This is a genomic window from Mycobacterium sp. SMC-16 (assembly GCF_046250085.1).
GTDB classification, from domain to species: domain Bacteria; phylum Actinomycetota; class Actinomycetes; order Mycobacteriales; family Mycobacteriaceae; genus Mycobacterium; species Mycobacterium phocaicum.
In genome coordinates, this window is the sequence record NZ_CP176427.1 from 4,396,421 (window position 1) to 4,408,928 (window position 12,508).

Annotated in this window: 14 protein-coding genes; 11 read left to right on the forward strand and 3 right to left on the reverse strand. The window is 67.1% G+C overall.

The features are described 5' to 3' along the window. Positions 1-11: 11 nt before the first annotated feature. From ACJEIK_RS21270 to ACJEIK_RS21285, 4 genes are all read left to right on the forward strand, one after another. Entirely contained in the window at positions 12-1,349 is a 1,338-nt protein-coding gene (locus ACJEIK_RS21270) for a bifunctional o-acetylhomoserine/o-acetylserine sulfhydrylase (protein ID WP_267323803.1), read from the forward strand. After that, positions 1,346-2,485: a homoserine O-acetyltransferase gene (locus tag ACJEIK_RS21275; protein ID WP_061004893.1), complete on the forward strand. Its 1,140-nt coding sequence runs from the start codon at positions 1,346-1,348 to the stop codon at positions 2,483-2,485. The genes ACJEIK_RS21270 and ACJEIK_RS21275 overlap by 4 nt, the downstream gene beginning before the upstream one ends. After that, positions 2,482-3,198 (forward strand): class I SAM-dependent methyltransferase, encoded by a 717-nt coding sequence (locus ACJEIK_RS21280; RefSeq protein WP_267323804.1) that lies wholly within the window; start codon positions 2,482-2,484, stop codon positions 3,196-3,198. Before ACJEIK_RS21275 ends, ACJEIK_RS21280 begins: the two co-directional genes overlap by 4 nt. 94 nt (positions 3,199-3,292) lie before the next feature. After that, positions 3,293-4,747, forward strand: a complete 1,455-nt coding sequence (locus ACJEIK_RS21285; protein ID WP_409431737.1) for an IS1182 family transposase — start codon at positions 3,293-3,295, stop codon at positions 4,745-4,747. 146 nt (positions 4,748-4,893) lie between these two features. On the opposite strand, the gene ACJEIK_RS21290 is transcribed toward ACJEIK_RS21285, so the two are convergent. Beyond that, positions 4,894-5,403, reverse strand: coding sequence for a helix-turn-helix domain-containing protein (locus tag ACJEIK_RS21290; RefSeq protein WP_267323805.1), 510 nt, complete (start codon positions 5,401-5,403; stop codon positions 4,894-4,896). Between the two features lie 82 nt (positions 5,404-5,485). Between ACJEIK_RS21290 and ACJEIK_RS21295 the strand changes: the two genes are divergently transcribed. Further along, the gene (locus ACJEIK_RS21295) at positions 5,486-5,905 is read left to right on the forward strand and encodes a nuclear transport factor 2 family protein (RefSeq protein WP_409430240.1); all 420 of its coding nucleotides are present in this window, start codon (positions 5,486-5,488) and stop codon (positions 5,903-5,905) included. On the opposite strand, the gene ACJEIK_RS21300 is transcribed toward ACJEIK_RS21295, so the two are convergent. Beyond that, a complete protein-coding gene (locus ACJEIK_RS21300) occupies positions 5,895-7,421 on the reverse strand; it encodes an FAD-dependent monooxygenase (RefSeq protein WP_409430241.1) in 1,527 nt (508 codons plus the stop codon). The two genes, ACJEIK_RS21295 and ACJEIK_RS21300, sit on opposite strands and share 11 nt — an antisense overlap. A gap of 2 nt (positions 7,422-7,423) precedes the next feature. Then, positions 7,424-8,059, reverse strand: a complete 636-nt coding sequence (locus tag ACJEIK_RS21305; protein ID WP_409430242.1) for a TetR family transcriptional regulator — start codon at positions 8,057-8,059, stop codon at positions 7,424-7,426. A 121-nt stretch (positions 8,060-8,180) separates the two neighbouring features. Here ACJEIK_RS21305 and ACJEIK_RS21310 point away from each other — a divergent pair, with 121 nt between their 5' ends. The 6 genes from ACJEIK_RS21310 to ACJEIK_RS21335 all read left to right on the forward strand — a co-directional run bounded on the left by ACJEIK_RS21310 (position 8,181) and on the right by ACJEIK_RS21335 (position 12,502). Continuing rightward, positions 8,181-8,789, forward strand: coding sequence for a TetR/AcrR family transcriptional regulator (locus ACJEIK_RS21310; RefSeq protein WP_409430243.1), 609 nt, complete (start codon positions 8,181-8,183; stop codon positions 8,787-8,789). Positions 8,790-8,918: 129 nt separating this feature from the next. Further along, a complete protein-coding gene (locus ACJEIK_RS21315; protein ID WP_409430244.1) occupies positions 8,919-10,442 on the forward strand; it encodes a nitric oxide reductase activation protein NorD in 1,524 nt (507 codons plus the stop codon). Continuing rightward, positions 10,439-11,230 carry a CbbQ/NirQ/NorQ/GpvN family protein gene (locus ACJEIK_RS21320; RefSeq protein ID WP_135355419.1) on the forward strand — a complete coding sequence of 264 codons (792 nt, stop codon included), beginning with the start codon at positions 10,439-10,441 and terminating at the stop codon, positions 11,228-11,230. The genes ACJEIK_RS21315 and ACJEIK_RS21320 overlap by 4 nt, the downstream gene beginning before the upstream one ends. Before the next feature lie 37 nt (positions 11,231-11,267). Beyond that, positions 11,268-11,396, forward strand: a complete 129-nt coding sequence (locus ACJEIK_RS21325) for a hypothetical protein (protein ID WP_256370088.1) — start codon at positions 11,268-11,270, stop codon at positions 11,394-11,396. After that, on the forward strand, positions 11,393-12,082 hold the full coding sequence (locus ACJEIK_RS21330; RefSeq protein ID WP_244602186.1) for a hypothetical protein: 690 nt from the start codon (positions 11,393-11,395) through the stop codon (positions 12,080-12,082). The genes ACJEIK_RS21325 and ACJEIK_RS21330 overlap by 4 nt, the downstream gene beginning before the upstream one ends. 9 nt (positions 12,083-12,091) lie before the next feature. Continuing rightward, on the forward strand, positions 12,092-12,502 hold the full coding sequence (locus tag ACJEIK_RS21335) for a hypothetical protein (protein ID WP_061004789.1): 411 nt from the start codon (positions 12,092-12,094) through the stop codon (positions 12,500-12,502). The last annotated feature ends 6 nt before the right edge of the window (positions 12,503-12,508 follow it).

The window sequence follows — 12,508 nt, forward strand, 5'->3', positions numbered from 1 at the left end:
ACACCCCTAACATGACCACTGAGGCCATCGACCCCACCGCGCGCTGGAGCTTCGAGACGAAGCAGATCCACGCAGGTCAGAGCCCCGACAGCGCCACCAATGCCCGGGCGCTGCCGATCTACCAGACGACGTCGTACACGTTCCGCGACACCGACCACGCCGCTGCCCTGTTCGGGCTGGCCGAGCCGGGCAACATCTACACCCGCATCATGAACCCGACCACCGATGTGGTCGAGCAGCGCGTCGCCGCTCTCGAGGGCGGTGTCGCCGCACTGTTCCTGTCGTCCGGGCAGGCTGCCGCGACCTTCGCGATCCTGAACATCGCCGGCACCGGCGACCACGTGGTGGCCTCACCGCGGCTGTACGGCGGCACCTACAACCTGCTGCACTACACGCTGCCCAAGCTCGGCGTCGACGTCAGCTTCGTGGCGGACCCCGACGACCTCGATTCGTGGCGCGCCGCCGTCCGCCCGAACACCAAGGCGTTCTTCGCCGAGACCATCTCCAACCCAAAAATTGATGTGCTCGACATTCCTGGTGTTTCGGGCGTCGCGCACGACAACGGCGTGCCGCTGATCGTCGACAACACCGTCGCCACCCCGTACCTGATCCAGCCGCTGGCTCACGGCGCCGACATCGTCGTGCACTCGGCCACCAAGTACCTGGGCGGGCACGGCTCGGCGATCGCCGGCGTCATCGTCGACGGTGGCACCTTCGACTGGACCAACGGCAAGTTCCCCGGCTTCACCGAGCCCGACCCGAGCTACCACGGTGTGGTGTTCGCCGAGCTGGGCGCACCGGCCTACGCGCTCAAGGCGCGCGTGCAGCTGCTGCGCGATCTGGGCAGCGCCGCCGCCCCCTTCAACTCCTTCCTCATCGCGCAGGGATTGGAAACGCTGTCTCTGCGCGTTGAACGCCATGTGTCCAACGCGCAGAAGGTCGCCGAGTACCTCGAGGGCCGCCCGGACGTGCTCTCGGTGAACTACGCCGGCCTGCCGTCGTCCCCGTGGTACGAGCTGGGCCGCAAGCTGGCCCCCAAGGGCACCGGTGCGGTGCTGTCGTTCGAACTGACCGGTGGCGTCGAGGCGGGCAAGGCGTTCGTGAACGCCCTGACGCTGCACAGCCACGTCGCCAACATCGGTGACGTCCGGTCGCTGGTGATCCACCCCGCGTCGACGACGCACCAGCAGCTGACCGCCGAGGAGCAGCTGGCTTCCGGAGTCACCCCGGGCCTGGTGCGGCTGGCTGTCGGCATCGAGGGCATCGAAGACATCCTCGCCGACCTGGAGCAGGGCTTCGCTGCTGCTGGATCGGTGGGGGGTGCCGACCGAAAGGCGGCCTTGGTGTGACGATTATCGACGTGCCCGTGTCTGACATCTCCGCAGCGCCGCTGCTGCCTGCCGAAGGCGAAACCGGTGTGGTGAACATCGGCTCGCTGACGCTGGAGAGCGGCATCGTGCTGCCCGACGTGTCCATCGCGGTACAGCGCTGGGGTGAGCTGTCCCCCGCCGCCGACAACGTCGTGATGGTGCTGCACGCGCTGACCGGTGACTCCCACGTCACCGGGCCGGCCGGGCCGGACCATCCGACGGGCGGCTGGTGGGACGGCGTCGCCGGTCCGGGTGCCCCGATCGACACCGACCGCTGGTGCGCCATCGCCACCAACGTGCTCGGCGGCTGCCGCGGCTCGACGGGCCCCAGCTCGCTCGCTCCCGATGGAAAGCCCTGGGGCTCAAGGTTTCCCACCATCACCGTGCGCGACCAGGTTAACGCCGACCTGGCGGCGCTGGCCGCCCTCGGCATCACCCAGGTGGCCGCGGTCGTCGGTGGCTCGATGGGCGGCGCGCGGGCGCTGGAATGGCTTGTGGGACACCCCGACACGGTGCGGGCCGGGCTGGTGCTGGCGGTCGGCGCCCGGGCCACCGCCGACCAGATCGGCACGCAGTGCGCGCAGGTCGCGGCCATCAAGGCCGACCCGAACTGGGCCGGCGGCGACTACTACCTGACGGGTCTCACGCCGGACGACGGCATCCAGATCGCCCGCCGTTTCGCGCACCTGACGTACCGCGGCGAGAAGGAACTCGACGACCGGTTCCGCAACACCGCACAGAACCACGAAAAGAGTTCCAGCGACGGCCTTTACGCGGTCGAGAGCTACCTGGAGTACCAGGGCCGCAAGCTGGCCGCACGGTTCGATGCGGGCACGTATGTCGCGCTGACGGATGCGCTGAGCAGTCACGATGTCGGGCGCGGACGCGGCGGGGTCGCGGCGGCCCTGCGGTCCTGTCCGGTGCCGGTGATCGTCGGCGGCATCACGTCCGACCGGCTGTATCCCATTCGGCTGCAGGAGGAACTGGCCACGTTGTTGCCGGGTTGTCCGGGCCTCGAGGTCATCGAGTCCGACTACGGCCACGACGGTTTCCTGGTCGAGACCGACAAGGTGGGCCTGTTGATCCGCCAGACCCTGGACTTGGCGTCCCGGTGACGGGCGAACGCTCGCTGTCCTTCGGGGAGCAGGCCGCCGCGTACGAACGCGGACGGCCGTCCTATCCGCCGGAGTCCATCAACTGGCTGCTGCCCGCGGGGTCCGTCGACGTCCTCGACCTCGGCGCCGGTACCGGCAAGCTGACCGTCCGGCTGGCCGAGCGCGGCCTGGCGGTCACTGCCGTCGACCCCATCCCCGAGATGCTCGAGGTACTCAGCGGGTCGTTGCCGTCGGTGCCGGCGCTGCTCGGCACGGCCGAGGAAATCCCGTTGCCCGACAACAATGTCGACGCGGTCCTGGTCGCGCAGGCCTGGCACTGGTTCGACCCGGAACGGGCCGCGGCCGAAGTGGCCCGAGTGCTGCGGCCGGGCGGCCGGCTGGGTCTGGTCTGGAACATCCGCGACGAGCGGCTGGGCTGGGTCAAGGAATTGAACCGCATCATCGGCTGCGAGCACGACCCGTCGGCCGACTCACTGTGCGGCGACTTCACCGACATCGAGACCCACCGCTTCGAGTGGACGAGTTACCTTACCCCGCAAGCGCTTCTGGACCTCGTCGCGTCCCGGAGCTACTGCATCACCTCGCCCGCCGATGTACGCCGCAAGGTATTGGGCGAGGTACGCGAGCTCCTCAGCACACATCCGGCGCTGGCCAGCAGCACCGGGTTGGCGTTGCCGTATGTGACGCACTGCGTGCGGGCGACGCTGGCCTAGGAGCGTGGGTCAGTAACACGCGTGGTGGGGTGCTGGGTTGATGGTCGGGTGCGGGCGATGATGGGGTGTGCCTGATGATCTCGATGTGGACGGGTTGTTCGAGGTAGACCCGCGCCAGCGTGTGGATTCACATTCCGGGGCGCCGAAAGCGCCGGTGGACAAGACGTTTCGCCGGTTCGATCCGGATCAGGGGTTGCTGTTGCCGCCATCGTTGGATGACTGGCTGCCCACCGAGCATCTGGCCCGGTTCGTCGCTGAGCTGGTCGATGAGTACCTGGACCTGTCGCGGATCCTCGGCGCGTATACCGAGGTGCGGGGTGGGCCGCCTTACGATCCGCGGTTGATGGTGCGGATCCTGCTGTACGGCTACACCACGGGGGTGCGTTCATCGCGGGCCCTGGAACGCAAATGTGTTGATGAGGTGCCGTTTCGGTGGCTGGCTGCCGGGTCGGCCCCGGACTACCGGGCGATCGCCCGGTTCCGTAAACGTCATCTGTCGGCGTTGGGGCACCTGTTCGTCCAAGCGTTGGCGTTGTGCCAGGCCGCGGGCATGGTCAGCCTGGGCAGGGTCGCTCTGGACGGGACCAAGCTGCGGGCCAACGCGTCCAAACGCAAAGCGATGAGTTATGCCCGGATGACCGAGAAAGAAAAGGCGCTCGCCGTCGAGGTGTCGGCGTTGTTGGCCGAGGCCGAACGCATCGACAAAGCCGAGGACCGGCAGTTCGGCAAGGACCGGCGCGGTGATGAGCTGCCCGCCGAACTGGCCCGGCGCGAAACCCGGCTGGTCAAGATCCGGGAAGCCAAGGCCGCGCTGGAGGCCGAGGCCGCCGAGGCGGCCCGCGAACAGGCCGAAGCCAAGGCCCGTGAGCGTGGCGATGATGACGACACCACCACCGGCAAGGGAGCAGAGGCGGCGGCCACGGCCACGCCCAAACCCAAGGCGCAGCGTAATTTCACCGATCCGGACTCCAAGATCATGCTCACCGCTGATGGGGCGTTTCATCAGTGCTACAACGCCGCGGCCGTGGTGGATGCCGATCATCAGGTGATCGTGGCCGCCGAGTTGGGCACCAACGCCACCGATATCGCCACGTTGATGCCGATGACACACCAGGTGGTGGCCAATACCGGTGTGGTGCCCGCCCAGGTGCTCGCTGATGCCGGTTACAGCAGTGCCGCCAACTGCGATGCCGCGGCCGAATACACCGCCACCTGCGGGACCGAGTTTTTCATCGCACCCGGTCGGCGTCGTCGCGATGACCCGGTGCCGGTGGCTCCGCGGGGTCGCATCCCCGCGGGCGCGACGGCCAAGCAACGCATGGCCCGCAAGCTCACCACCAAGGAAGGCCAGCGGGTGTACGCCCGCCGTAAGGCCATCGTGGAACCGGTGTTCGGTCAAATGTCGACCCTGCAGAACGCCAAACATCTGCTGCTGCGTGGGTTTGAGCAGGCCCGCGCCGAATGGCTGCTGCTCGCGGCCTGCCACAACCTACGAAAACTGCACGGCCACATCGGAATTGCCGGGCTCAGCGCACTGCCCGCCCAGTAAACGGGGTTGCGGACGCATCCACCACACCGCCAAACACACCGATGCATCGGCACACACGACGAATGTGCCGCCAGATCACAAATGTCGATCTGGCGATCTCACCGCATGCTCACATAACCCACCCAAACCGTTACTGACCCACGCTCCTAGGCGCCCGGTTCACCGGGAGCCAGAAAACCTCCGATCACCGCGGTGCCCGGGCCGACGTGCGCGCCGGGGCCGGGCACCGCGGTCGTCGTCAGCGCCCCGAGCTCCCCGCCACATTCGGCACAGACGGCCTTTGCCGTTGTGACACAGCCGCATTCATCGTGAACAAGTAGCGCCGGCGGCCCACCCTCGCCGGCCGTCCACTTGTCACCCCACGCGAGCAGGGTCGCGATCACCGGGTAGAGGTCGCGTCCCTTGTCGGTGAGCACGTACTCGAAACGCGGAGGCGCACTTTGGTATTGGCGCCGTGTCACGATTCCGTGGCGCTCCAGGTCCTCCAACCGCGCGGCCAGCACGTTCGATGCGATGCCGAGATCACGACGGATGTCTTCGAACCGGGCCATCCCCGCGAACAGGTCCCGCAGCACCAGGGCCGTCCACCGTGGGCCCACGATGTCGAGCGTCCGCGCGATCGAGCAGGAGATGTCGCCGAAGGACTGTTTGGACACTGCACAAGCGTAGTCCATTGCTTTCTGCAATGGACTCTGAATGAGTGGGTTGCAAATAACAAGTGACGCTCAGGGGGTCCTGATGACGACAAGCACAGATTCCGTCGCGACGTTCTGCGCGGCCACCCGCAGCGGTGACGTCGACCGGTTCATCGCCGCACTCGCACCCGACGCCGAGCTGATCTCCCCGCTGTCCGGGCGCATGGTGTTCCGCGGCCGCGACGACCTCCGGGTGCTCCTGACCGCGGTATATGCCGGGATGCGAAACCTGGAGTGGGAGAACGTCATCGGCGACGGTCCCACGCGCGTCGCGGTGAGTCGCGGACGGATCGCGGGACTGACCATCACCGATGCCCTGGTGTTCGAAGTCGACGATACGGGGTTGATCCGGCGGCTGCGACCGCACCTGCGGCCGTGGCTTGCGGTGACGGTCTTCGCCCTGCTGCTCGGCCCCAGGCTCGCCGCCCACCCCGGCGTCGCACGCCGGGCGCTCAGGCGCTGATCTCGGCCGGACCGAACCAGCGCGCTAGCGCGGCCCGCAGGTGCTCCGCGTCTTCGGCCCCGAAAGTGTCTGCCGCCCAAGCGACATAACCGTCGGGCCGGATCAGCATGGCGGCAGGCCCGTCCGCCATGGCGGCTTCCACCGTGTCGACGCGCCGCTCCCACGGTGCGGCGGCCGCGGCCGCCGCACCGCCGGACAGGTCGAGGACCACGCCCCGACCGCTGTGTAGCAGGTCGGTGAGCCGGCGCCCGTCGTCCATCGTCTCGTCCGGCACCATGAATCCGGTGAGGCGGTGGGTGGTGCCGCCCATCTCGTAGCGCACGTCGGCCCCCGCCAGTAGTCCGGCCATATGTGCGGTGGCGTCGGGCAGCTGGAAGAGTTCACCGAGAAGCGTGCGCAGGGCGCGCACCTCGGGTCCGGGCGCGGTGAGCGCGATCTGCGCCAGAGAGTGCATCATGACGCGCTCGCCGACCGGATAACGCTCGGACTCATACGTGTCGATCAATTCCTCCGGCGCCCAGCCGTTGATGACGGCAGCCAGCTTCCAGCCCAGATTCAGGGTGTCCTGCAGACCGAGGTTGAGCCCCGGACCACCCATCGCCGAATGCACGTGTGCGGCATCACCGATCAGCAGAATGCGGCCGGACCGGTACGCGTCGGCCTGCCGGGTGTTCTGGCCGTCGACGCGGCGCTTCGCGAACGGACCGGGCCCGGCCGGAACGTCGAACGGCACGTCGACCCCGAGCACCCGCCGCAGGCTCTGCCTCAGCTCGTCGTAGGTCAACTCCCCCAGCGCGTCGTCCGCCAGCGAACCGAACTCCAGCGTGCCCAGCATCGGCGGATCTCCGTGCGCCTCGAAGAAGATCACCATGCCGGTGTCATAGCGGTTGTGCCCGAAGGGAATCCGGCCGAAGCCGGGTACGTCGAGCTCGCCGTCGGCGGTGCGGAACTCGTCAGCGATGTGCACATGCGCCAACCGGGCCACCGTCGGGGACGTGTACCCCGGGAAGCCGATACCCGACTGCTTACGGACGGTGCTACGGCCGCCGTCGGCACCCACCAGCCAATCGGCGTGCAGTACATAGGGACCGTCGGGCGCGGCCACGTCGACGGTGACGCCGTCAGGTCCGGCCGACAGCGCGGTCACGGCGTGTCCCCATCGCACCTCGACCCCGAGAGCCTGTGCCCGCTCGTACAGCAGCTGGACCAGCCGCGGCTGCTTCATCAGCACAGCACGCATCGGATTGTCCTCGACACCAACAAAATCCAGCGGCAGGCCGGAGAACATCCAGCCGTAAGCGGGTTGCGGCGCGTTGGGATCGCCCGTGAATGCCTGGTAGAGGCCACGCATGTCGAGCTGCCGGATCACCTGTCCGACACGGCCGTTCGCTTTGGGCTCGTCGCCGGGTCCGGGCAGCGCGTCGAGAAGGACGGGTTTGATGCCGGCGAGGGCCAGTTCACAGGCCATCATCAGGCCGTTGGGTCCGGCGCCGGAGATCACGACGTCAGCGGGCATGGTCACTCCTTCGTTCTGGTCGGTTCGGGCAGTCCCGCGATGACGGCGTCGAAACCCGCACGCATCAGCTTGGTGATGGACACGGGCGGATCGGCGTTCGCGTACGCCTCCATCGCGGTGTCCCCGATGGCGCGCACCACGGCCACCACGAGGCGCGGGTACATGTCGTCGGGACCAAGACCCGTTCGCTCGGCGATGGCCGCCACCCAGTCCTGGTAGAGGATCTGCGGCACCGCGTTACGGACTTCGGTGCGCATCAGCAGTTTTCGCACTTCGATGAGCTCGCGGCGGTCCGGGATGAGATCGGCACCGGTGATGTCGACCATCTCCTCCTCGAGGGTGCCCGTCATCGCTTCGATGATCGATGTCCACAGCGGCTCATCGGCCGGCCGCGACCGAAACACCGCGAGACTGCGCTGCATCCGCTCGGCCATGCGGTAGGCCAATGCCTCGTACTTACCGGTGAAGTAGTTGTTGAACGTCCGCAACGACACTCCCGCCAGCGCGGCGATCTCCTCGCGCGTGACAGCGTCCAGCCCGCCGCGGTCGAACGCCAGCTGCAGCGCCGCGTCACTGAGCGCCCGACGGGTGTCGAGCTTCTTTCGTTCGCGCAGACCGGTGTCAGCTGATTCGGGCATGCCGCCACCGTACAGACAATTTTGCACACCGGGCAACTTTGCCCAGCGGGCAATTTCCTGTGAACATGGCTGACTCAAGTCATTGACTCAGGTCAGTAAAGCGGGTACAACTTGAGCCACCATGACCCGCGCCACCGCCAAACCTTCGCTGCGAGAAGCCAAACGGCTGGAAACCCGCCAGCGCGTCCTCGATGCCGCGATCACCGAGTTCAAGCGCACGGGAATGGCAGATGCCGATGTCGGGGCCATCATCAAATCGGCCGGCGTCGCACACGGCACGTTCTACTTCCATTTCCCCACGAAGGAGCACGTGCTCTTCGAGCTCGAACGCCAAGCGGAGGAGACGGCCGGCCGCGAGCTCGCCGCGTTCCTGCAGACCCCGCACACCCTCGAAGAGGCCCTGAACGAGGTGGTCCGGGTCATCGTGGCCGTCGAACAGCGGCTCGGCCGACTGCTCTTCAAAGACGTACTGGCCCTGCACTTTTCCTCGAACCGCCCGCTCGACGACGAATGGACCGACCACCGGGTGATCGTGCTGGTGGTCCAGGAGATCGAACGGGCCCGCCAGGCCGGGGAGGCCGATGCGGATGTCGACGCGTTCCACAGCGCGGTCTACTTCCTGCTCAGCCTCTATGCCCTGCTGACCACGAGTCGCGGCGCGGACCAGATCCGCACCGCCCTGCTGGACAACTTCGTCCACACCGCGCTGCGAGGTATCGCGGCCCGATAACCGGAGGAGACACCATGTGGCAGGAGATCGCCCGTCTCGCCATCGCATGGGGCGCCATGGCCGCCCTGATCGCGTTCTGGTACTGGATGTTCTCGAACATCGGCACGTTCTGAATCGGCCGGTCCGCCTGTGTCCCGATCGATCGCCGCCGCAGAGCTCGAACGCGCCTGCGCGTTGACCGCGGTGGCATTGTCCGGGCGACGACGGGCCGGGGTGCGGCTGATCTCCGGCGACCTGCGCCACTTCGGTTTGAGCGCAAGCCGTTCCGTCGTCCACGTCCCCTACCCGGCACCGGCGCCCGACTGGTCGCTGCGGACCTACACATGTGGTGTTGCCCTGCAGTGCGCACCGTCGAAAGACCGCATCGCGCAGTACCCACTGCACCAGTTGTCCGAGCGCGAACTCGCTGCGCTCCGCCTGGTCGAGGGTGCGGTGGCACTGGGTTGGGTGGCCGGGCGGTGGCCCGGCCTGCTTCCCGAGGCGCGTCGGGTGCTGCCCGAACTGGAGCCGGCCGATCCGGACCTCTGTGCAACCGAAATTCTCTCCCGCACAGATATCTTGGCGCAGTCCCGGGAACGATTGCCCGATCATCCGCTGCTCGGCGCACCGCCGCTGAGCGCGGCCGCCACCCGCACACTGGCGAGCGCGATCCGGCGCACCCTCGGCCGTATGCCGTGGTCGTCAACCCGCTCGGACACCCAACGGCTGATGTCGATCCCGGTCGGCGGCGAGGGCGGCGTGCGCAACGCCAACCTGCCACCGGCCAGCCGACCCGAGGACGACGACCTCGACATCCGGCCCGACCAACGCGCGGGAATCCCCTATCCCGAATGGAATTCGTGGCGTGGCCAGTTCCTGCCCGATCACGTCGCGGTCCTGGAACGGCGACAGACCCGGCACGACCGCCGCGGTGGTGCGTCGCCCGACATCCGGCGCTGGTTCGATGAGCCGACCCACCGCACGATGATCAACCGACTGGAGGACGGCAGCGACCTCGATGTCGACGCCTACGTCGCGGCCTACGCGGACGGGCGCGCCGGGTCACAGCAGGAGGCGAAGGTGTTCCGCGCCTTACTGCCAAGTGCGCGCGACACCGTCACCGCCGTACTGATGGACGGCAGCTCGTCGCTGGGAATCCATCAGGGCCGGGTGTTCGACCTCGAATTGGCCTGTGCCGACGGGCTTTCCCGCGCCATGACGGTGGCTCGCGAGCGCCACGGCATCTTCGTCTTCAGCGGCAACACCCGCCACCGCGTCGAGGTTCGATGCCTGAAAGACTTCAGCGACAACCACTTTGCGCTACCCAGCCGGTCCGGCCTGGTGACCGGCGGCTACACCCGACTCGGCGCACCCATCCGGCACATGACCAGCCGCCTCCTGACCCAGCCCGCGCAGCGCCGGGTTCTCATCGTGATCGGCGACGGGCTCATCTCCGACGAAGGCTACGAAGGCCGGTACGCGTGGGCCGACGTCGCGCACGCCGTCGGTGAAGCCGACGAGGCGGGCGTCGGCGTCTACTACCTGGGGCTGGGACCGGTCCGGGTGGATCCACTGCCCGAGGTCTTCGGCTCCCGGCGATCCCGCCGAATCCGCCGTATCGACGAACTTCCCCGCGTCCTGGCGCACGTGCACCGAGAGTTGGTTTCCGCATGACTGATTCGCCATACCTGCCGGCCGGCGACGAGATGACCACTTTCAGTCTGGCGTATCAGCGTCGGCTGCCGGTCATGCTCACCGGGCCCACGGGCTGCGGCAAGACGCGCTTCGTCGAGCACATGGGAAACCTGTTGGGGCGCCCCGTGGTCACCATCAGCTGTCATGACGACCTCACCAGTTCGGACCTGGTCGGCCGGTTCGTCGTCGCCGGCGGTGACGTGCTCTGGACCGACGGCCCACTGACCCGCGCCGTCAAAGATGGCGCCATCTGTTATCTCGACGAGGTGGTGGAGGCGCGTCATGACTCGCTGGCGATCCTGCATTCACTGACCGACCACCGCCGCACCCTCTATCTGGACCGCGCCGGCGAAGTGGTGCCGGCACCCGATTCCTTCCTGCTGGTCTGCTCGTACAACCCGGCGTACCGGCATTCGCTCAAGGACCTCAAGCCGTCGTTCCGCCAGCGCTTCGTCACCATCGCGATGACATATCTGCCACCCGACCGCGAGGCCGAAGTCCTCGTCGGCGAATCCGGCATCGACATCGGCGCCGCCATGCGGCTCGTGCAGTGCGCCAACAGCATTCGCCAGGCCGAAGACGCCTTCCATTTCGAGCCGCCGTCGACGCGCGTGCTGGTCTCGGCGGCGCACCTGGTCGCCGCGGGTGCCGACGAGATGTCGGCCGCTGAAGCGGCGGTGCTGGCCCCGCTGAGCAGCGATGGCGCCATCAATGAAGGCCTGCGCGAGATCGCCGCCGCGTGCCTGCAACCGGCGGGTATCCACTGACCACGAATGTCACAGTCAGAAAAGGAGTTTCACGGCCATGAATGAGCAGGACCGCAAACGCAAACGGGCACTGATCGTCTTCCAGCTGTTCGCCTACGGCTGGCTATTGGCGATGTTCCTGATCCAACTGCACATGTCGATCGTCCGTGGCTGGTGGTCACTGTGAGTACGACAGCAGTCCCGGCCGTCAGCTACGACCAGCACCACGACGAATCCCGGCTGGCGCAACGACAAGCCGACCGCTGGCTCATCACCGGCACCCTGTTGATGGGATCGATGTTCATCGGCTTCGTCGGGCTGCCGTTCTTCCTGCGGGGCGTCTGGCTGCAGCGGCGGGCACAGAAGGCCGGGCTGTCGGTGCGGCCGATCATCGTGACGCTGATCGGCTATCTGGTGATTCTCGACGCCGCGCTCAACAGCATCGGGTGGTCGTTGGATCTGCTGGCCAATCACACGCTGCTGAACCGCACCATCATCACGGCGTGGGGCAACATGTTCGACGCCGGATACTTCTGGCACTACAACGAATTGTGGATCGGTGGGGCCGGCGCGCCGGGCGAAAAAGCCTGGGAGGTGGCGCTGATCCTGACGGTGTTCACCATGCGCATCGCAGCCGGAATCGCGTTCCTGCAGATGAAGCGGTGGGGGCACCAATGGCTCATCATCACCTGCTGGTTCGGCATCGTCATCTGGATCGGTTACACGTTCAACATGACGATGTTCGCCGACATCCGTTACGCCGGTGTGGTTTTCCCCGTCGTCGGCTGGTGGTTGTACGACATCTTCTACATCACGCCGTTCCTGGCCATCCCGTATCTGCACACCGTCAATCGCGAAATCTTCAGCGACTAAAGGAATTCCATGACCACCACCGAAGCCGAATCCACGCCGGCCCTCCCCTTGGGCACCACACCCGTCTACGCCAACATGCACAAGTGGCTCAAGCGCGGGCTCTTCATCTGCCTGTTCGGCCTCGTCATCGAGGGGTCGTTCACCATGCCGGCGCTGGCCGTCTGGTACGGCTGGCCGACGTTGTCGTTCCGAGAGATCTGCAGCGAGCTGATGAAGGTGCGCTACTCCGACGACACCGTGGAATGCAAGTTCCCCTACGACTTTTCAGGTGCGCCATTCGGTGGGCCTGCCGAGGCGACCGGGCAGAAAACCGCCCAGGACACCTGGGGCGTGCAGCCGGTGCCGCACTACCACCGGCTCGGTTTCCGCGAGCTGGTGCAGATTCACGAAGATCGGCTCGCCCGCGCGGGCGGTCACTGACAGCGA

Coding starts and splice junctions, on each gene's coding strand:
- ACJEIK_RS21320 (WP_135355419.1), top strand. CDS start 10,439: ATGACTGATTCGCCATACCTGCCGGCCGGCGACGAGATGACCACTTTC.
- ACJEIK_RS21270 (WP_267323803.1), top strand. CDS start 12: ATGACCACTGAGGCCATCGACCCCACCGCGCGCTGGAGCTTCGAGACG.
- ACJEIK_RS21310 (WP_409430243.1), top strand. CDS start 8,181: ATGACCCGCGCCACCGCCAAACCTTCGCTGCGAGAAGCCAAACGGCTG.
- ACJEIK_RS21305 (WP_409430242.1), bottom strand. CDS start 8,059: ATGCCCGAATCAGCTGACACCGGTCTGCGCGAACGAAAGAAGCTCGAC.
- ACJEIK_RS21335 (WP_061004789.1), top strand. CDS start 12,092: ATGACCACCACCGAAGCCGAATCCACGCCGGCCCTCCCCTTGGGCACC.
- ACJEIK_RS21300 (WP_409430241.1), bottom strand. CDS start 7,421: ATGCCCGCTGACGTCGTGATCTCCGGCGCCGGACCCAACGGCCTGATG.
- ACJEIK_RS21295 (WP_409430240.1), top strand. CDS start 5,486: ATGACGACAAGCACAGATTCCGTCGCGACGTTCTGCGCGGCCACCCGC.
- ACJEIK_RS21325 (WP_256370088.1), top strand. CDS start 11,268: ATGAATGAGCAGGACCGCAAACGCAAACGGGCACTGATCGTCTTCCAG.